The following is an 18,730-nucleotide window of genomic DNA, read 5'->3' on the forward strand; positions in this document are numbered from 1 at the left end:
CTCCGGCTTTGATGCCTCATAATGCGCGAAGAATGAAATCTTCTTGTGGTTGGATTCGAAAACGATACCATGAGAGGTGGTTGAAAGTGTTCTAAATTTGAGGAAAGAAGGATCTTATGCGGAAAGTCGCTTGGATTGTTATCCCCCTGACGTGGCTGAGTTTTTCAGGCTGTGGCCTGAAGGTGATCAACCCCAACGATCAGAATCCCAACAAGGACACTTTGGCCCTGGATATGTCCAGTGGCCGTCCTGAGCTGGTGGCAACCTATACTTGTAAGGTTCAATCCCAGGGAAGCCGCTTCTTTGGCCTGGGGAAAACAGAAGAGGAAGCTCGTAAAGACGCACTGGGAAAGTGCCGTTCACGAACTCTGCTGTCGTTCTGTGATGAGCAAAAGGTCACCTGCGAAAAAAATTAGAAAAATATATCAGGTAACATAATGCCCCCACTTCGTTTGGTATCAGCCTTGCTAAGGGGTGATACCGGGGGGAAATATGAAAATTCAATTGCTTTCAGGTTTGATCTTATTGTCGTTATGTTGTCACTCTGTTCTGGCCAAGGCGTCAGAACCTTCGCAATCCGAAAAACAGAAACTTGAGGAAATTGAACGCCGCCGTATCCGCGCGGGACAGGCGGAAGCGTCCGAAAAAGTGACTGCCGTGGGGGTGGATGAACGGGACTGTGTGGAACAGGCACGGTTCCGCGCCAGTCGCATCAGTTCTGCGGTTCTAAGTCGATGTAACAGTGAGGCACGTGAGTTCTACCAGTGTGCTGTCGTGTCTCAACGAATTGTGCAGTATCCGACTTACATCTCTTCAGTTTCAGGATACGGTGATTTTAATGAAAGTAAAACCACAGAAGCCATCTGCCGGGATTCAGCGGTTCGGGAGGCTGAGCGTGATGCTTTATCTGATTGCTCAGAGAAGTACGGAGTTTCTTGCCAAATCACTTCGCGCGGGACAGTCACCAGTCACAGGTCTTATCAGCGTCGCAGATACTTTATCATGGGCCCGAAAGAGTTGAGGCACGAATGCAATGCTCATGCGGCAGCAGAACCAGCATCTCACTATCGCTACCAGTGCTCTGTCGAGGTTATTGCCAAAGCGCAATTGTAGCACCCCGGCCAATCTGGCGGGCGGCGGTGTTTCTGTGATTTTCTGAAACAGCAAAGTCTTTGGACAGTGATGGACATTTTATCGGTTTGCAGAGCACCGTCTTGTAACGCGAGGAATTTTTTATTAGAACTCCTTATCTCAATCGATAAGGAGTTTTTTATGAAAAAGATGATCTTTGCCGTCGTGTGCAGTCTTGGGATTTCTTTTACTGCCTCCGCGAAACTTGTGAAGATGACTGATGCGGAAATGGGTGAGGCCACCGCTGGTCAGATCGTTTATCCCAGCTTCAGTGTCCGCCAGGCCGCGATCATTATGGAGATGCTGGCGAACAACGATCAGTCCCTGGCGCTTCTAACCAAGAAAATCAATCAGCGTCTGTTGCAACTTCAGTTAGAGCAGGTGACCGATGCACATATTCAGTACCTGCTTCGTCGCGTGAATGCCGTGGAGTTTTCAGACGTTCTTTTGCACAATCATCTGCAGCTCGTCAGTCAGATGATGATCAACAATCACTACTATGAAAAACAGGTTTTGGCTGATGCGCAAAGACGAGCGATCATTCAGACCTTTATTTCTGCTGTCGTGAACTCCAACCTGCAACAAAACCCGTCCGTCGCAAATATCCTGATGGTCGTAAGCGTGTTGGAGCCCAATGCGTTGTTGCAGAAATACCCTGGTTTGATTTCCCCAATTTACAGCTACGGTAAACCGAACACTCCAACCATTGATATCCGACGTAACGAATAATGTCTTCTTTAGGGCGCGTTGTTTTAGTTGTATTGATAGGCTGGTTTATTCCGGCCTTTGGCCAGCCGCCGGTGTCCGGGACGCCGCGCCCCTTGATATTGTGGCTGCACGGGTGCACCCAGTCTGCGCAAGAGTTTATGGGGCTCACGGGGCTGGCTGAAAAGCAGCAGTGGATGGGTCTGGATGCGCTCATTTATACACCGGAGCAATCAGTTCTTAAGAATCCTCTGACGTGTTGGAACTGGTTTTTGCCCGCCAATCAAAAAAGAAATGCCGGCAAACTAAAAGAAATCATGGCGCACATTGAAGGCCTGATTGGTGAGGGGCTGGTAGACCCAGAGCGGGTTTATGTCGGTGGCTTCTCTGCGGGAGGTGTTCTGGCGGCGCACTTTGCGTACTGTTATCCGGATGTTTTTAAAGTTGCCTTGATTCACTCGGGAGCTCCCTACAAACTTATCAGCCGGAAAAAGCATTCTTATGATGATCTGGGGCTGAAGGCCATTCAATGCAGCCGACAGGTATCGCGTAAAAGACTTAAGGAAATTCTGATCGTTCGCGGGGAAAAAGATCATGTTTCCACAGAGTCTCATGCCCAGAAGTCCCTACGGCAGGGACTGTATTTTCTGGATCAGAGTGATGACGGTCGTGTGAATTCCTCTTTTTATCAGACGGCAAATTCGGGTGACTTCATCCGTTGGAGTTCACCCTCCGGGGCGCGTATTTCTTATATCAAGGTTCCGGGCATGGGCCATGCCTGGAGTGGTGGTTCGGATGAATTCACTTTCGGATCGGAAAAGACCTTTGATGCAACCATCCTGTTTCTGGATGTCATCAGCCGTTTATCAAATTGATCTATTACGGGGCGTTCGAACAGATGTGCGAGACGCTTTATATTAGGACCCTTGTCTTTTTTTGAGACAAGCTCTGTCGCTTCAATCCACAATAAGTAGAATAAAAATCAGATATCCGGGGGGATGTGTGAAAAAGAATGGGTTGGCGGTTTTGGCCGGGGCTGGTCTATTGGTGGTTTCTTTTCAGAACTGCGCTCCACAAGGCATGCGCTTTGATATGGATTCAGAAACGGCTTACAGAATTGACGGTGAACTTCCGGAAAATGCGAAAGTGGCAGAATTCCAGTCCGAAGAATCCATCGAATATCCCTCCACTCAATTGGTGCTGGTGGTTGATAACTCTCAAACAATGAAGCAGTCCCAGGAAGAGCTTGTGGCTCGGATCGACGGACTTTTAGGTTCTCTGTCCTCAAAAAAAGTGACAGTGCAGCTATTGTCAACTTCGAGCTATTTGAACAGCGGATCGACTATTTATTATGGCAGTCTTAAAACGGGTTCAGAAGTATACGTAAAAGATGTTTCAGAACTGGCGGATAACGACACAATGGCGATTGCGAAGACGGTCTACGGTGCCAGTCCGCAGCCCATCGTCTTGGATCCTCGGGATTCAGCCTCCATTCGCCAGGCCCGTGTGGACAGTATAAAAAAATCTGTGTTGGGGATGGGAACAAGCGGCAGCGATAATGAATCCGCTCTTTGTTCCGTTATCCAGTGGGCCTCCAGCAAGTATCAGAAATCTGCCGCGAATGAAAAAGTGGTTTTCTTTGTGCTGACGGATGAAGACAACTATCAGACCCGTCATTGTATGGCGGATCAGGTTTATAACTATGACCGGACCATGGCGGTGCAATACAAAAAGACCAGTATTCCCTTCAAATTTACAGGGGTGGGCTATCGTGATGGCGTCAGCTCCAATGTCGAAACAAGAACATTTACAAATATCTTTTCTTTGCTGAAAGGCCAGAATCCGGCGGGCTTGGCTGGGCAGAACTGTCAAAGCGAAGATCTGAAGCGTGTCAAAGACAGTGTGAGTTCTTTGGTTGGAAGAACCGTCATGTATAACGGTGTGAGCTTCCACTTTAATGAAGTTGAACTGACCGAATGTAAGTATTCCGAAACCACTTCAACCTATTATGTGGACGAAGCTGAAGGTCTTACGGACTATTGCACGCAGGCCTATCGTGGACATGCAAACGTGATGGGTTATCTTGCCGCAACCTACACTGGTGTTCTGCCCCATCAGACGTGTCAGATGGTCGGGCCAACAGGAGTGCGTCGCGGGATTCTTCGTTCTGGCTATTTCCTGGAAGGAAGCCCGGATCTGGCCGTCAATTTCCTGAACGACATTTCTAAGACCGCTTTGCATGGCAATTATTTTATGGCCGTTGTGGGCAACATCCGAGGTCAAAGCTGTGAACTGAAAACCGGGCAGTCTTATGCCGAAACCTTCGAACGACTGCAAAGCTCCAGTCCCGGCGTGGTTCAGACTTATTCCCTGTGCCAGGATGATGATGGTTACAAGAAGGCCTTTGATAAAATCGCTGCATCTGTGTCTTATGTCAGTCAGGATTTCCCCTTGGAGATTCCCGAAGGCATGAAGGTGCGCGATGTCCTGTTACAGCGTAAAGACAGCGCGACAGTTGAAAAGGTGAAGCCGGATCAGTATGACGTCGCTGAAGGGAAAATCAAAATCAGCCTGAAGCTTTCCAAAGGCGACAAGCTGACTGTGATCGTCTTTTAACTCGGCCCGGCGCGTGGGGGTTGACGGTTTTAAAATTGAGAATAGACTTTGGAGCAGGGTAATGAGGTGATTATGCTGTTCGCTGAGGAAGTCTATAAGGGCCGCCAAACAAAAGTTGCTAGTGCATGGAAAGATCTTCTGGGATCTTCAGATTTAGTTCTGGTTCATAGTGGCGTGGCTGTGCAAAAGCCGGGTGGTTTGGATCAGACTTATGATTTTTTGCCTCATCCGTCTTACTTCTGGTTGAGCGGTCACCGCCGCCCTGAAGGCGTGATGGCTTATTCTTTAGGAGAAGGTTGGATCGAATATCAAAGGCCTTTAAGCCCGGTGGATATCGTGTGGGAAGGGGCTGAAGGTAATTTTGAGTGTCAGCATTCCCTGGAAGATCTGAAAAAGAAAATTTCTGGTGGTACTTACAAACGTATTCTTCACCTGGGGCAACCGGCTCAAGGCTTGGCGTCGGATGAAATCATCCGTGAACTTTCCATTCGAATGGATCAGGTGCGCCGTCGCAAGGGAGCAGAAGAGGTTCGTCTGATCCGTCAAATAGCGGACATGGCCAACGCGGGTTATACCGCGTTGAAGAAGTCGCTGCGCCCGGGCATCACCGAGCGCGAATTGCAACTTCACTATGAAAATGCGGTTTTGCTGGCCGGGGCGGAAAAGATGCCTTACGGCTCGATCGTGGGCAGTGGTGAAAACGCCGCAATTCTGCATGCTGTACCCACCGCAAAAAAAGTGGTCGCCGGGGAGCTGGTCCTGGTGGATGCGGGAGCCGATGTGGAAGACTATTGCGTTGATATCACCCGTGTGTTCGCTGTGGACGGTCAGTTCACGTCTCAGCAACAAGAAATCTATGATTTAGTCCATCAGGCTTACAAAGAATCAGTCAAGATGTGCCGAGTGGGAACTCAGTGGCGCGATGTTCATATGAGGTCAGCGCGCGTGATTGCTGAGGGATTGAAGCAGTGGGGCTTGTGGAAGAGTTCAGTGGACGCCGTTTTGGAATCCGGAGCGATCTCTGTATTTTATCCGCATGGGGTCGGTCATTTGGTCGGCTTAAAGGTTCGTGATACAGGAAATCCTGAAAATACGAATCCAAAACGATACTACGGCTCCCGCCTGCGGGTGGATTTGGCGCTGGAAAAAGATTACCTTATTACAGTAGAACCAGGCTGCTATTTCGCCCGTGCCTTTATCGAAGATCAGGCGATCCGGGAAAATTACAAAGACCATATCAATTGGCCTGAAGCTGAAAAATGGAAGACTTTCGGTGGAGTGCGCCTTGAAGATGATATTTTAATCACTGGGGGGGACGCAGAAAGCCTGACTGACTGTGTGCCAAAGTAAAAGATCCCGATGAAAACTCAAAAAAGCCTTCCATGGATTTTCCTGGAAGGCTTTTTTATTTCAGCCCAAGCTGCAGAGGCTGTGGCTCGGCCGGGGGACTCCTATATTATTTATAGGGTACTTAGGCATTGAACCGAAATAGGGTATAAGGGGGGCATCAAAAAGACCTTAAGGAGATATTATGAAAAAGGAACTCTTGGCTAGTGTCCTGACCCTATCTGCAGGAATGGCCGGCATCGTGTCTTTTCCTCAGCCGTCTTTGGCCCGTTCGATCAATGTCGAGAAAGACTTTGCTGAATCGTTTGTTGTGAAGTCCTCGGTGGCCGCACGCTTTACAGATGAAAACGGGCAGGTGATTCACGGGCATATCTATCTAAGCCTGACTCAGCAGACCCTTACTCCTGAATACAACAACCAGCTTCGCGGTGAAATGACCGGCTATCTGTATTTTAAGAGCGACGAACCTGTCAGTGAACGTGATGGCAAGAAGTACTATCGTTATGAGCCGTTGACGGGTGATGATGGCGAGGTTCTCTTGGATAGAACTCACAAAGGGCAAACGAATGACTATCAGATCTATGGTTGCAACTCGACGATGACTCAGTGTGAAGGCAGCAGTTTTGCTGTTTCATTCTCAGGTAAAAACGTCAGCATGCAGTTGGTTTTTGCAGCAGATCAGCGTTTTGAGGTCTTTGTTCAGGCTGACAACTATTCAGAATGGGTGACACGAGTGTACTCAGTCCCCATGCATCCGGTGATCGCTGAATAGTCATGAAATTCACGGATCTTCTGATCAGGTCTGTGAACTCTGCCGAAGAAGAGCAGATTCGCGACCTGATTGAGCAGGTGAATCAATTGCGCCATCGCTGCGAGTCCCTTTCCTTAGAGGACTTGGGGGCGGGGCTGGCAAGACTTGCTCCCTTGCGTTTGCGGGGTTCCAGTGCTTTAAAGCGCGGCGAAGTCGAGTCGTGGCAACAAGCCAACGAATATGTCGCCGCGAGGATCCGCGCTGATGAAGCCCCGAACCTTCAGTCTATTTTGGATATCAATGCGATACTTTTAAAACGTCCTGCAGGCAGCCTTCGCGACCGGCCCGTGTTTGTGGGCACTCAGCAGGCTTGTCCTGTGGGAGAGCTCAAAGAGGGGTTTCTGCGCCTGGAGTCAGAGATTCTGAAGGCCGATCTAGACCCTTTCCGTAAGGCCGCTCTGGCTCAGTACTGGTTGATCAGTTTGCATCCATTTGAGGATGCCAACGGGCGCACAGCCGTGATGATAGCGGACTGGATTCTGGGGCTGGGCGGATACCTGCCGATGAGCTTTGAATCCAAGTTGGATGCTTTGGTGGGTGTTTTTGAAAATCAACGGGCTTCTGCAACCCCGGGGGCTGCCATTATCAAGCTTCTGAAGAACCTGCAAAGAAGCTATCAGGCCGTCCTTTCTTAGCAAAACCACAAATTAGGGCCAGGCCCTGTTTTTATTTCATGGATAAGAGCGCCTGAAACGGCTGAACTCCCGTTTGTTTGCATTTGAGCCTGGGCATGTTTCGTGGACTTAGGCTCTTGTTACAATCAACAAGGGACAAGAATATGTATAAAAAGTGGACAGACAAACTTATTTCATACTTCGTACTTCTTTCTTTCGCCGGGGCCATGGCGCCGATGACAGCGCATGCGAATTCGGACTTGGACGCCCTTTATGATTCTCAGGCGGAAGTTGAAAGCATTGAAGCCAACCTGGATGAAGCCAAGGGTGGGTTCAATCAAAGCAAAGAAGAACTGGAAACAGCTCATAAAGATTTAAAAGCCACAACCCGCAAGAACAAAGAAACAGCGGCGCGTACCAGTCGCGAAATCCAGCGTTTGCAAAAACAGCAGGCGCAAAACTCCAAGGAAACAGCGGTTCTGACCGGCAAGATCGAGACCTTGAACAAGGAAATCAGAAAAAACGAGCAAGAAGAGGCACGTGTTCGCACCAAAGCAGAGGCCGTGGCGGCGAAACTGGACAGCACCCGCAACAGTTTCGAAAACTCACTTGAGCAGCGCCGCAAAACTCTGCAGTCCTTAAAAGAAACCAATGCAGATCTTGCAAGATTGCAGGAAGAGTTGAAAGACCTTCAGCAGAAATACAGAGAAGCTGTGGCCGCTGAAAAATCCAGTGCCCGTTCTTTGAAGTCCGCCCAGGCCAGTCTTGATAAGTTTGAGAGCTCGGCTCGTAAAGAGGCCCGTCGTTTGGATGACATGACCAAGACCGCTTTAGCGCAAGCAGAAAAGAACAATCGCAAAGCGGACCTTTTGATCGAAAAGAAAAAGCAGATGGAAGAAGCGTTGGAAAAGAAACGTCAGCGCCTCAGCGAAGCCAAGGAAAAGCAAAAGAAAGCTTTGGCTCGCGTCAGCTCCAACTAGTTCCTTCTTCTTTCAGTCCATTATCAAAGGGTCGCTCTGGGCGGCCCTTCTTTTATGTCGTCGCCCCTTCATCGCAAATCCTTGGACGCGCCGTGAAATTGCAAAAGAAATCAGGACAGATCCTGGGTTCTTGCATATGCTTTTTGCATCACAAGGGGACACTATGAAGAAGATCAGCTTTTCATTTTTGTTGGCAGCCTTGGCATCGCCGGTTTTTGCCGGAGTTTTGCCCGAGTATGCGGAACCGGAACTTTTGGTGCGGGTTCATTTGCTGGACACTTACAATCTTCCGCCTTTGACTTACCTCAGCAACACTTCGCCTGCGATCAACAATCACGGTGATGTGGCAATTAAGTTGATGGCTGTGGACGGCAAACCCAACCAGGCAATTTGGTTCAAGGCCCACAATGCTCCCGGGGAAGTGATCTATGTAGCCCCGGACGATCATTACGTCACCGATCCGACTGTCAATGATCGCGGCCAGGTGACCTTCAGCCCTTTCAACGACTTTGAGAGTCAGGGTGTATTGGCCTACGACAGTCACAGTAAAAACACGGAACTGAAAGTCTCCGGCCCAGAGAATCAGATCGCCTACGCGGGTTATGCGCAGACTTTGAACGATGGCACGGTGATTTTCCGCAATTTTGGCAAAGATTATGATCGCAGCTTTGTTGAATACAAAGACTCTTATGTCACCATCGCACGTGAAGGGGAAAGACGCTTTGACACTCCGGCGGCATATTTGTTCCGCCCTGCTGTGAATGAAAAGAAGCAATGGGCCTTTAAGGTCCGTCTGGGGGAACACGGCGAGATCAGCGATGCCCAGTCGGATCAGATTTTGTTGATCCAGGCCAAAGGAAACGGGGACTACGAGAAAACCATCATCGCCCAGGATCGCAAAGGAGACCCTAACTCCAACTTCGTCGGTTTTGGAAACACAGTGGCTTTGTCACAAAACGGTATGGTGGTTTTCATCGGCCATCTTCCAGACAAACGCAAGTCACTGGTTCTATATAAAGACGGTGAACTGCAGTCTTTGGTCACAGAGGGGTTGGATGGTATTTCTGAACTGGAGCTTTTCACGCCGCGCTTGAATTCATCGGGCACAGTGGCTTTCAGAGCCAAGAATACAAAAGGACTGCGTGGGCTTTATGTGGCCAATGAGTTTTCCGTGAAGCGTTTGCTTGGCGAGGGTGACAGCATTATGACGGACAAGGGCTTTGGGTATGTTCTTTTGAAAAAGGATTTCCCGGGCTTTGCCGGTGATATTGATTTCAATGAAAAGGGTGAGCTGGCCTTTGCCTGCATTCTGGCTTCGCCAGACGATAAAATCATCGGGGATGCAATTTACAAGCTTTCTCCGAAATAGGTAAAACACAAAAGGGGCTTCTTAGCCCCTTTGTTTTTTTAGCGGGCGCACTCGCGAAGCAGTTTTTCACAGCGATCGATAATTGTGGCCCGGATTTTATCCCGATGCTCTATAAACTCTGGCAGTTTCGTGGTTTGTACGATCTTGTAAAGACTGATGGTGCGAACCAGATCGGCCAGGCGTTGTTTCTGGGGGCCCTTGGACAGAGGGTATTTGGGGATGTCTGTGTTATCCGAAGCAGCACGCAGCACCGCCTCCGTCCAGTCGATTTCCGTCTGGGTTAAATAGATGGTGGGAACAAAGCCGCTTTTCTGCAGGGCTTTTTCTTCTGTTTTTAATTGAGTGTTCAGCCAGCGCAATTCGCTGACGATTTTGTCCAGTTCGGCATCGTATTTTTTGCCAAAAAGGGCAAAGACAGTCTTCTTCCATGCGGCACAGAAGTCCTCAAATTCAATGTTTTCGGCTTTTTCAAAAAACGGCGGATGAGTGATGTAGTGCAGGGTCTTAGTCAGCACATCAGTTGAGATCACCGCGCTGTTGGTTTTGTACCCCACACGCATCAGGTTGTGTGCCCAGTTGGCAAGTCCCGTCAGTGCGCCTGGGCTGACACTGGCAGTGCGGAAGTTCAAATGGAAAGCGGCAAAGAGGGAACTGTGCATGGGGCGCTCTAGAACGCGATCCAGTTCGCTTTTGTGGCGCTCATGTTTGGGCAGGGAAAAGAAATGTTCCAGATGCACAGAGAATTTTTCGAAGCTTTCCGACCACAGGTTTTCCTGCTGGCAGGTTTTGTACAACTGAAACGCTTTGGCTGGACTGGGTTCCGCCTCGTCCAGAAGGGCATTGATCTTTTCTTCCATCAATCTGGGAAAGTTCTGCCAAAGTTCTTTGATCATGGATCTTAGTTTAGCACGAAGTTTTTCCAGAAGTGGGAGTCCGTTTTTTTGTCGAAATTTTTGACGGTTTTCGCTAGGTGCGAACCCGGGTCAGAATCTCACTGAGTAGATTCATGTCGACGGGTTTGCTAAGATAACCGTCAAAGCCGTTGGCCAGACAGCGACTTTGTCCTTCCACGCTGGCCTGAGCGGTCAGGGCCACGATAGGCCGTCGATAGCCGCGCTCTCGAAGTTGTGATGTCGCTTTATAGCCGTCCATGACGGGCATTTTGATATCCATCAGGATGACGTCATAGGGATGGGCCAGGGCTTTGGTGACGGCCTCTTGTCCATTTTCGGCGGTTTCTACGACAGCGTCTTGTCTTTTCAGGTAGCGGGTCATCAAGGCGCGCAGATCTTCAGAATCATCCACCACCAGAACATGGCGGTCTTTAAGAAGGCCGTCGTCTTTGGCAAGCTTTATGCGCCCTTGCGTCTGCATTTTGGTCTGCGCCGGGGAAATCAATTTCAGATCTTGAATCTTTCCCAGCTTCAATGAGAATTCAAAAGTGCTTCCCTGGCCGGGGGCAGATCGCAACAGGCGCAATTCTCCGCCCATCATCCGGGCTAGACGCTCTGATAATGCCAGTCCCAATCCGGAGCCTTGCAGGCGTTGGACATCCGCGCTTTCGCCGCGCACGAAGGGTTGGAACAGATTTTTCTGCGTGGCCTCATCCATTCCCATGCCCGTGTCAGACACGGTGATGGTCAGGGTTCCTTCCATATCAATATTGGTAGAAAAAGCCACATGCACGGTGATGGTGCCCTCACGGGTGAACTTCACCGCGTTGGAAAGCAAGTTGATCAGGACCTGACGAAAGCGCACGGAATCCGAAAGGATGGTTTCCGGAATCTGAGTATCATAGGCAATTTGCAGATGATACTTCTCCTCCTCTAGAGCAGAGCGAATAACTGAAATGGAATCTTCCAGTTCGTGCATGGGATTCATGGGTGCTTTTTGGATGTAGAGGCGGTTGGTTTCAATTTTTGACAGATCCAGAAGATCATTCACCAAAGAGGCCATAAAATTGCCCTGCCGGTAAATAGACTGGGCATCACGTCGACCTTGTTCATTCAGGCTTGGGTTGCGGAGCAGGGTTTCGGCAAAGCCCACAATAGCGGCTAAGGGGGTGCGAATTTCATGACTGGCATTGGCCAGCAAAATGGATTTGGCGTTGTTGGCGGCTTCGTGTAAGTCACGTTCGCGGCGCAGATTTTCTTCATTGCGTTTGGTTGTGATGTCCCAGGCAATTCCCGTGGCCCGGTAAGGATGGGCTTCAGAACTGCGATAAAATTTTCCGCGCAGGGCAATGTGCCGATTCTGATTTTTCGCATCCTTGATCACAGCTTCTGAATCCAGATCCGTGGTTGTGCGCAGGGATTCTTGCAAAATGTTTTTTAGCTGAGCCGCCCCTTCCGGGAAAAGGGCCAGGTTTCCCTCGCAATGAATGGCGTCGTTGGGAATGTCCCAGTCCCAGCTTAAGGCATCCGAAGAGGACATCGACATACGCAGGTGTTCTTCATTTTTTTGTAGTTTGGAATCCAACGTCAGCAGCTGGATCAGGGCCCTGTGCAGGTTTTTTCCAATAATGACCATCAAAAAGCAATAGACTGTAATCAAACCTCCGACGGGAATATGATAGGGAACATCCGAGAACAGATAGCTCAGCCCCCACATTCCCATCGCGGGAACCACCACGCAGGCCATGGCAATGCGTGAAGAAACATACGTGATCATCGCACCGGCAGACATGGAACACACAAGAAGGGCCGTGAGGATCTGCTGGGCGGTGTCGCCATAAGGGGCCAGCCAGCCGATCGTGCCCCAGCAAAGTCCGGAAATTCCCAGCAGCACATACATGGCATAAAGCCAAAAGCGGGTCTGGTAAATGTGTGTCAGCGAACTTTTGATTCTATTCCAGCGGTGCAAAAAGCCCAGGCGGATGAAGGCCGTTGAAAGCAGAATCACAGCCCAGGAGACAAGATAAGCGTGTGTGACATTGTCCCAAGCGATGTAGACATAAACCGAGGCGTTGGCGATGATCGCGGCAATGCCTGTGACATTCTGCTGATAAATCAGATCAATTTTACGGATAGCAAGATCCAAAGATTCCTGATTCGTTTTGTTTGATGAAGAAGTCTTAAGATCCGCTGTTGCCATTGGCAGCGATACTACAGTTCGAGTCCTACGAATTCAAATTGCATCCAATCCATGTTCGAAGAGCCTGTGGATGCGCCCCCATTTTTCACAAAGTGGTGCTTGGATGGAGAGCGTTTCTCCGCTCCAGGGATGCTGAAGTTCGATAGCCGTGGCTTTAAGACACAAGCCCTGGATTTGAAGGGTGTCCCGGAAGAAGCGATTGTGGTGGGAATCGCCATGTTCAATGTCACCTAAAAGGGGATGAGCGATGCGGTCAAAATGGCGACGAATTTGGTGCCAGCGTCCTGTGATCGGATGCACCTGCACCAGTGAATAGCGTGAGGTCGGATACTTTTTGCCAACGGCAAAGGGCAGTTCAATCTGGGCCAGGGTTTTGTACTGTGTTTGTGCTTCAACAGTAAGACGTCCTTCATCGGCTTCCAAAGGCAGATCGATCAGGCCTTCGCTTTGGACATAACCTCGAACAACCGCCTGATAGGTTTTATGCATCTGGCGTTCTGCAAAAAGATGATTGAGTTTGCGTGCTTTATCGCGGGACATCGCAAAAAGCAAAACACCACTGGTCGGCGCATCCAGACGGTGCACGGGAATGACATCTTTCTTCATCACCCGACGCAGGTGATAAAGGCAGATCTTTTCTTTAGGCACAGGATAGGGCGACAGCTCCGGTGGATGCACAAAAAAGCCGGCGGGTTTGTCGATCGCAAAAAAATGTTCATCCTGATAAAGCAGGCGGAAGGGGAGTTCCATAGGCGCGTAGATTAGGCGTTTTGCACTGTGAAAGCGAGAAAAATGTGGCCTAAAGCGGACACCTTTGTTTCAATAGGGCCATGAAAATAATGGGTCACCGCGGGGCACGGGATCGTGCGCCGGAAAACACAATGCGCTCTTTTGAATTTGCCTTGCAGTCCGGGGTTCAGGCCGTCGAATTTGATGTTCATGAAACCTTGGACGGGGTGTGGGTGGTCCATCATGATGACACCTTAAATCGCACCACCACCTCTGAAGGCAAAGTGGGTGGTAAAACCTGGGATGAATTATCCCGGGTGCGCACCAAAGAAGGTGACCCTTTACCGCGACTGGAAGAGGTCTTGAAGTTATTTGCCTCCAGTACCGTTGAGCTGCAAATTGAGCTGAAGTCTGCCGGGGACTTTGCCAAGCTCGGAGATCTTTTAAGTCAGTTCGGAAAAGTTGAAAATATCACTGTGATATCTTTTAACCATCGCTGGCTTTTGGATTTCAAAAATAGAAACTCGCAGATCCGGACCGCAGGTTTGTTGTTTGGACTGCCGACCAACCCGGTGGAGCTTGCAAAATCAGCCCGGGCAGACGGTCTGTCTTTAAGTGTAAACTGGATTGATTCGCAGCTTGTCAAAGAATGCCATGCAGCGGGACTGACGGTGACAGCCTGGAACGCAAATGACGCCGAAGTCTTTGGTAAGATGAAGGAAATAGGTGTGGACTATCTGGGGACAGATGTTCCATTTACGGCGGTTCACTGGAATTAGAGCTTCCTTCTAATTAGAACATGTGCTCTAGTTGCAGTCATAAAAATGGAGTTTTTTATGACGAAGAAGAAAGTCGCCAAGACCAAGTCACCACGCACGCAAGCTATTCACGGCGAATTCCTGTCCAAATCCTGGGAGTTTTCTCACCATCTCATTCCGCCGATGACCGCTTCTACGACATTTCGTCTGGAATCCCTGCAAAGGGGAGCTGAGGGCTTTAGCACTTTCGGGGCACCCTCTGGCAAGGAAAAGCCCATCTGGATCTATGACCGCCTGGAAGAGCCCACAACGAAAATGCTGGAAGACCAATTGGCGCTATTGGAAAAAGGCGAATGTGCCGTGACCTTTGGCAGCGGGATGGGGGCCATTGCCTCTACGCTGATGTCATTGCTAAGCAACGGTCAAAAAGTTGTCGCTCATAAAACTTTATACGGATGTACTTACAGTCTTCTGACGAACTGGCTGCCACGCTTTGGAATTCGTCACACCCTGATGGATGTGAACGACTTCAAAGATCTGGAAGCCGAATTGGCCGATCCAAGCACCCGTGTGGTGTATTTTGAAACTGTTTCCAATCCGATTCTGGAAATTGCCGATCTTGAAAAGATCACGGCCCTGGTTAGAGCCGCCAACAAAAAGCGTGCGAAGGAAGAACGCATCTACACCGTGGTGGACAACACCTTTGCAACACCGTGGGCCCTTCGCCCGATCGAATGGGGCGTGGATTTTGTCATTCAAAGTTTGACCAAGAATATTTCAGGTTTCGGCACGGAAATGGGGGGCGCGGTGATTGCTCCAAGATCCCATGAAAGTCTGTTGCGTGTTGCACGCAAGGATTTCGGCGCGATCATTCATCCGTACTCGGCGTGGCATATTCTGGTTTACGGAATTTCCACCCAAGCCATTCGCTTTGAACAGCAGCAGGCCTCGGCGTTGGCGGTGGCAAAATTCCTGGAAAGCCATCCGAAAGTGGAAAGCGTCACTTATCCGGGGCTTAAAAGCCACGGGCAGCACAAGCTGGCAAAAAAATATTTGAAATCTCCGGAAGGCAAGTTTGCTCCGGGTACGATGATTTCCTTCAAACTTAAAGGCGACATGAAAAAGTGTCAGAAATTTGTCGATGATATTGCGGCAAACTCTTACGCCATCACTTTGGCGGTCAGCCTGGGGCTGACAAAAACCCTGATCGAGGTTCCCGGCTTTATGACCCATTCGGCGATACCCGATGACAAGCGTGATCACAGTGGCATTGATCCGCGTGCAATCCGCCTGAGTATCGGTCTTGAAAACGTGATGGACATTATCGGGGATTTGTCAGAGGCGCTAAAGAAGATCTGAAGCCGGTGCGCTTTGAATTTTCTACCGTCCATTTTTTTGACAGCGAACTATCCGTAGGGGGCTGACGGATCTTGCGGTATTCTTCCCGAAGTCATTTCTTAGGGAGGAACCATCTTGTGAGATCCGGCAAAATCATGCTGACATTGCTGTGCTTCTTGCTGGCGGCATGCTCTTCGCAGAACGAGTCCTTGCCGCCGATCTCCTCCCAGGCCATTGTGGGCGGGGAAGAAGTTTTGGCCAATGATGCGCTCATCAGTTCCACGGTTTCTTTGGTGGCCAATGTCTCTGGGGCCCCTGTGTCCGTCTGTTCAGGCGTTTTGATTTCACACAATCTGGTTATAACGGCGGCTCATTGTCTGGTGAATTTTGATCAGTTGCCTTTGGTCGTGTACTTTGGTGCGAAACTGCCAACGACGATGGAAGATCCCGGCATGGTCGCGGTGGCCCAAGCGACCTTCCATAAAAAATACACTCGTGTCAAAGATGGTTGGGGTCGCTATGTCACAACCCTGAATGATATCGGTCTGATTAAATTGGCCGAAGAAATACCTGCCGGAGCCCAACCCGTGGCAATTCTGGATCAGGGAATAGAGCTTCCGGCGCCGACAGAACTTTTGTTGGCGGGATATGGCATTATCAATGAAATTGGCGAAGTTCAGCAGGCAGAGGGTTTAAACAAAGCCCGTGTGACTTTGGTGAACGTGGAAGATTCAATTCTGGTTGCAGATCACCGTGACGGACAAGGGGCATGCCGTGGGGATTCTGGCGGTCCCGCCTTTTTGGAAACGCCTCAAGGACTTGTTTTGGTGGCTGTGACCCGCGGCGCCCACGGTGGGGCCCTGAACTGCCGCAGTTTTGGTGAATACACTAGCGCCTCTTATCACAAGCAAATGATACTGGAGCAGGCCCGGTTGATGCAGGCCGAAGCTCCGCAGTTTGTGGCCGTTCCTGCCGCCAACTAAAGATTCGTCTGCAACGACAATGTCACCAGTCGTTCCATGCCCGGGTAGAGATAGATATGTCCGTACTGTGTAGGGGATTCCTTCCAGTACCTTTGATCCATCACATTTTCCACGGCCAGACGAAGTTGGGTGGCCTTTTCAACGGCCCCCCAGCGATAGGTGCTTCCCACATCCCAGCGGGTCCAGGCCTGCAACATAAGTGAGTTGTCCGCTGTCACCGCGCGGTCACTTTCATAAGACGCTCGTGCATCCAAACTTAAACCCGGCACGGAAGAAAGATAATAGACCCCGCGAAGGCGCAAGGTGAGTTCAGGAAGATTCACCGGGCGTTTGTCGTTGATGGCAGGATTCAACACACTGTCTTTGCGAGAAGCCTTCAGCCACATTCCCGACATTTCAAGTTCAGTCTGCTGCCACTTTTTTTGCAACTCCAGTTCAAGCCCCTGATGCAGGGCCTTGCCGTCAATTTGGAAAGCCGGGCGCTGATCCTCCACCACCGGACGATCAATATAGAATGCTGCCAGTCCCCAGTGGAAGGTGTCGGCGTTGTGGCGCAGACCCCATTCATACTGTTTGCTGATCACATCGGGTACAAACTGTCCCGGATTATTATAACCGCTGCGGTTCGGGGTGACATAGGTTTCCACACCTTCACCATAGCTGACATAGGTGAGAAGCTCTGCAGAGATTTGATAGGACAAGGCCGCCCACGGCAGAACAAAGCCCTCACGGAAATTAGTGGCGCGAGAGCCGTCAGTGCGGATACTGCTGCGTTGGACGTCGATCATGCGCGCCCCCAGCCATCCTTTCCAAGCCCCGAAAGAAGCCGCATCGTAAACGAAGAATTCGGAAACGGAGGATTCGCGGTTGGTGTTTTCGTCATTCAAAGTGCCATCGCCGGGCAATTGCACGCTGCCATCAACATTGCCAGTGCCGACAAAGTTATAGGCCTGTCGTTCATAGTCCTCTTGCATTTTGGTGCCGACATAACCGACGTTCAGATGGTGGGAAACATCGCCTGTCTGCGCCTGCAATTGCAAGGCGGTCTTAACGGCCTGAGTGTTACGGCGTTCGTTATCACTGCGGAAGTCATACATGTCAAAGGTGCCGTCTGAACAATAGCGATCGTAATTATTCTCTGCAGAACAGCCGTAAGGATATGCCAGATGGTCGTCGGTGGTCAGATTTTGGATACCCGCAATGGTTGTCCACGTCAGCTGACTATGTAGCTTTTGAGTCCAGCGCAAGGTCGCAGTCAAAGCCTCAAACATCACCGGCTCCGACCAGGATTGATTGTTCAGGTTCAGGCGGGGATTTGTGATCGATGGCAACGTATCACCCAAAAGACTGAAGGCGGCCTGTGTGGGCTGGGATCGGCGTGACCACTCGATGTCGGATTCCAAAAGAGAGTGGGCCGAGGCCCGCCAGTCATTGGCAAGACTGAGAACCGATCTGTGGCCTGCGGAGTTTTCAATCGGAGGGCGCAAACTTTCGTGCGCCACATTCAGGCGATAACCAAATTGTTCCGCTTTGGAAACTCGGCCGCCCGTATCAGCCCCCACCAGCCAGTTTCCCTCCTGACTGATTTCGGTATTAAGTCTTAAGAATGTTTTTTCTGTGGGGCGTTTGACCACGAAGTTGACCATGCCTCCCGGCGACGCTGATCCGGCCTGAATGCCACTAAGCCCTTTCAACACCTCGAGACGTTCCTTGTTGTCCAGCGGAATGGAGGTCTGAGCATTGATGGGCAGGCCTTCGCGCAGGAAATTATATCGGTTGTCCAAAGTAAAACCACGAATGGAAAGAAAGTCCCAGTATCCCGAAGCATTGTAACTGTCGGTGACAGAAGCATCCATCAAGGTGACATCCGAAAGGCGACGAACACCTTGATCCTTCAGAGCTTGGGCAGAAATCAATCGGGTGGACAGGGGAAGTTCGGAAGCCGGCACATCAAAGGAACCGGCCTCCAGCAAGACTTGTCCTGTCTGGTCTTTCACGGTCACAGTGTCAATTTCATCAGCCCCCGAGTTGATGGGATACAAGAGAGCCACTAATAGTAAAAACGATTTTTTCATATCCATTCCCTTGGGCAGGGAAGGCGAGGACAAGACTGTGTGTCCTGTTATCAGCTTCCCTGCGCGAGCATTATCTCTATCAGGTTCAAAGGGTTAATCTCAGCCGGGACTTTTCGTCCCAACACCCCTAGCGTTTCGGGAGCGTTATGGGCCATGGTCCGATTGGAGTCAAATCTTTTCT

At 50.2% G+C, this 18,730-nt stretch carries 17 protein-coding genes and 1 riboswitch; of the genes, 13 read left to right on the plus strand and 4 right to left on the minus strand.

Going from position 1 to position 18,730, the window contains the following annotated elements; translation table 11 throughout:
* Positions 1-116 precede the first annotated feature (116 nt).
* From ACZ5ZZ_RS05930 to ACZ5ZZ_RS05975, 10 genes are all read left to right on the plus strand, one after another.
* Entirely contained in the window at positions 117-416 is a 300-nt protein-coding gene (locus ACZ5ZZ_RS05930; RefSeq protein ID WP_464134323.1) for a hypothetical protein, read from the plus strand.
* A 76-nt stretch (positions 417-492) separates the two neighbouring features.
* Complete coding sequence (locus ACZ5ZZ_RS05935; protein WP_464134325.1) at positions 493-1,113, plus strand: hypothetical protein; 621 nt, start codon at positions 493-495, stop codon at positions 1,111-1,113.
* 159 nt (positions 1,114-1,272) lie between these two features.
* On the plus strand, positions 1,273-1,860 hold the full coding sequence (locus ACZ5ZZ_RS05940; protein ID WP_464117575.1) for a hypothetical protein: 588 nt from the start codon (positions 1,273-1,275) through the stop codon (positions 1,858-1,860).
* On the plus strand, positions 1,860-2,711 hold the full coding sequence (locus tag ACZ5ZZ_RS05945) for a CE1 family esterase (RefSeq protein WP_464134328.1): 852 nt from the start codon (positions 1,860-1,862) through the stop codon (positions 2,709-2,711). The genes ACZ5ZZ_RS05940 and ACZ5ZZ_RS05945 overlap by 1 nt, the downstream gene beginning before the upstream one ends.
* Positions 2,712-2,838: 127 nt before the next feature.
* Positions 2,839-4,452, plus strand: coding sequence for a hypothetical protein (locus ACZ5ZZ_RS05950; RefSeq protein WP_464134330.1), 1,614 nt, complete (start codon positions 2,839-2,841; stop codon positions 4,450-4,452).
* A 72-nt stretch (positions 4,453-4,524) separates the two neighbouring features.
* Positions 4,525-5,802, plus strand: a complete 1,278-nt coding sequence (locus tag ACZ5ZZ_RS05955; protein WP_464134333.1) for a M24 family metallopeptidase — start codon at positions 4,525-4,527, stop codon at positions 5,800-5,802.
* A gap of 181 nt (positions 5,803-5,983) precedes the next feature.
* A complete protein-coding gene (locus ACZ5ZZ_RS05960; RefSeq protein WP_464117569.1) occupies positions 5,984-6,571 on the plus strand; it encodes a hypothetical protein in 588 nt (195 codons plus the stop codon).
* A gap of 2 nt (positions 6,572-6,573) precedes the next feature.
* Positions 6,574-7,245 carry a Fic family protein gene (locus tag ACZ5ZZ_RS05965; RefSeq protein WP_464117567.1) on the plus strand — a complete coding sequence of 224 codons (672 nt, stop codon included), beginning with the start codon at positions 6,574-6,576 and terminating at the stop codon, positions 7,243-7,245.
* Positions 7,246-7,388: 143 nt separating this feature from the next.
* Positions 7,389-8,204 (plus strand): hypothetical protein, encoded by an 816-nt coding sequence (locus ACZ5ZZ_RS05970; RefSeq protein WP_464141710.1) that lies wholly within the window; start codon positions 7,389-7,391, stop codon positions 8,202-8,204.
* Between the two features lie 163 nt (positions 8,205-8,367).
* On the plus strand, positions 8,368-9,573 hold the full coding sequence (locus ACZ5ZZ_RS05975) for a DUF7453 family protein (protein ID WP_464141712.1): 1,206 nt from the start codon (positions 8,368-8,370) through the stop codon (positions 9,571-9,573).
* 38 nt (positions 9,574-9,611) lie between these two features.
* On the opposite strand, the gene ACZ5ZZ_RS05980 is transcribed toward ACZ5ZZ_RS05975, so the two are convergent.
* The 3 genes from ACZ5ZZ_RS05980 to ACZ5ZZ_RS05990 form a co-directional block, all read right to left on the minus strand.
* Positions 9,612-10,466 carry a hypothetical protein gene (locus ACZ5ZZ_RS05980; RefSeq protein WP_464141715.1) on the minus strand — a complete coding sequence of 285 codons (855 nt, stop codon included), beginning with the start codon at positions 10,464-10,466 and terminating at the stop codon, positions 9,612-9,614.
* 73 nt (positions 10,467-10,539) lie between these two features.
* The gene (locus tag ACZ5ZZ_RS05985) at positions 10,540-12,666 is read right to left on the minus strand and encodes a response regulator (protein WP_464141717.1); all 2,127 of its coding nucleotides are present in this window, start codon (positions 12,664-12,666) and stop codon (positions 10,540-10,542) included.
* Positions 12,667-12,699: 33 nt separating this feature from the next.
* The gene (locus ACZ5ZZ_RS05990) at positions 12,700-13,416 is read right to left on the minus strand and encodes a pseudouridine synthase (RefSeq protein ID WP_464141720.1); all 717 of its coding nucleotides are present in this window, start codon (positions 13,414-13,416) and stop codon (positions 12,700-12,702) included.
* An 80-nt stretch (positions 13,417-13,496) separates the two neighbouring features.
* Here ACZ5ZZ_RS05990 and ACZ5ZZ_RS05995 point away from each other — a divergent pair, with 80 nt between their 5' ends.
* The 3 genes from ACZ5ZZ_RS05995 to ACZ5ZZ_RS06005 all read left to right on the plus strand — a co-directional run bounded on the left by ACZ5ZZ_RS05995 (position 13,497) and on the right by ACZ5ZZ_RS06005 (position 16,474).
* Positions 13,497-14,174, plus strand: a complete 678-nt coding sequence (locus ACZ5ZZ_RS05995; protein ID WP_464141722.1) for a glycerophosphodiester phosphodiesterase — start codon at positions 13,497-13,499, stop codon at positions 14,172-14,174.
* A gap of 57 nt (positions 14,175-14,231) precedes the next feature.
* Positions 14,232-15,512 (plus strand): trans-sulfuration enzyme family protein, encoded by a 1,281-nt coding sequence (locus tag ACZ5ZZ_RS06000; RefSeq protein ID WP_464141725.1) that lies wholly within the window; start codon positions 14,232-14,234, stop codon positions 15,510-15,512.
* Between the two features lie 116 nt (positions 15,513-15,628).
* The gene (locus ACZ5ZZ_RS06005; protein ID WP_464141727.1) at positions 15,629-16,474 is read left to right on the plus strand and encodes a S1 family peptidase; all 846 of its coding nucleotides are present in this window, start codon (positions 15,629-15,631) and stop codon (positions 16,472-16,474) included.
* Here the strand turns inward: ACZ5ZZ_RS06005 and ACZ5ZZ_RS06010 are convergent.
* Positions 16,471-18,549, minus strand: coding sequence for a TonB-dependent siderophore receptor (locus ACZ5ZZ_RS06010; protein WP_464141730.1), 2,079 nt, complete (start codon positions 18,547-18,549; stop codon positions 16,471-16,473). The genes ACZ5ZZ_RS06005 and ACZ5ZZ_RS06010 overlap by 4 nt on opposite strands.
* A 39-nt stretch (positions 18,550-18,588) precedes the next feature.
* Positions 18,589-18,688, minus strand: a riboswitch (TPP riboswitch).
* Positions 18,689-18,730 lie beyond the last annotated feature (42 nt).

The sequence above is a fragment of the Bdellovibrio sp. HM001 genome, assembly GCF_055397275.1.

What these genes read in the sequence shown, in the direction of transcription:
- ACZ5ZZ_RS05930 (WP_464134323.1), top strand. Translation starts at nt 117, where the DNA reads ATGCGGAAAGTCGCTTGGATTGTTATCCCCCTGACGTGGCTGAGTTTT.
- ACZ5ZZ_RS05935 (WP_464134325.1), top strand. Translation starts at nt 493, where the DNA reads ATGAAAATTCAATTGCTTTCAGGTTTGATCTTATTGTCGTTATGTTGT.
- ACZ5ZZ_RS05940 (WP_464117575.1), top strand. Translation starts at nt 1,273, where the DNA reads ATGAAAAAGATGATCTTTGCCGTCGTGTGCAGTCTTGGGATTTCTTTT.
- ACZ5ZZ_RS05945 (WP_464134328.1), top strand. Translation starts at nt 1,860, where the DNA reads ATGTCTTCTTTAGGGCGCGTTGTTTTAGTTGTATTGATAGGCTGGTTT.
- ACZ5ZZ_RS05955 (WP_464134333.1), top strand. Translation starts at nt 4,525, where the DNA reads ATGCTGTTCGCTGAGGAAGTCTATAAGGGCCGCCAAACAAAAGTTGCT.
- ACZ5ZZ_RS05960 (WP_464117569.1), top strand. Translation starts at nt 5,984, where the DNA reads ATGAAAAAGGAACTCTTGGCTAGTGTCCTGACCCTATCTGCAGGAATG.
- ACZ5ZZ_RS05965 (WP_464117567.1), top strand. Translation starts at nt 6,574, where the DNA reads ATGAAATTCACGGATCTTCTGATCAGGTCTGTGAACTCTGCCGAAGAA.
- ACZ5ZZ_RS05970 (WP_464141710.1), top strand. Translation starts at nt 7,389, where the DNA reads ATGTATAAAAAGTGGACAGACAAACTTATTTCATACTTCGTACTTCTT.
- ACZ5ZZ_RS05975 (WP_464141712.1), top strand. Translation starts at nt 8,368, where the DNA reads ATGAAGAAGATCAGCTTTTCATTTTTGTTGGCAGCCTTGGCATCGCCG.
- ACZ5ZZ_RS05980 (WP_464141715.1), bottom strand. Translation starts at nt 10,466, where the DNA reads ATGATCAAAGAACTTTGGCAGAACTTTCCCAGATTGATGGAAGAAAAG.
- ACZ5ZZ_RS05985 (WP_464141717.1), bottom strand. Translation starts at nt 12,666, where the DNA reads ATGGCAACAGCGGATCTTAAGACTTCTTCATCAAACAAAACGAATCAG.
- ACZ5ZZ_RS05990 (WP_464141720.1), bottom strand. Translation starts at nt 13,416, where the DNA reads ATGGAACTCCCCTTCCGCCTGCTTTATCAGGATGAACATTTTTTTGCG.
- ACZ5ZZ_RS05995 (WP_464141722.1), top strand. Translation starts at nt 13,497, where the DNA reads ATGAAAATAATGGGTCACCGCGGGGCACGGGATCGTGCGCCGGAAAAC.
- ACZ5ZZ_RS06000 (WP_464141725.1), top strand. Translation starts at nt 14,232, where the DNA reads ATGACGAAGAAGAAAGTCGCCAAGACCAAGTCACCACGCACGCAAGCT.
- ACZ5ZZ_RS06010 (WP_464141730.1), bottom strand. Translation starts at nt 18,549, where the DNA reads ATGAAAAAATCGTTTTTACTATTAGTGGCTCTCTTGTATCCCATCAAC.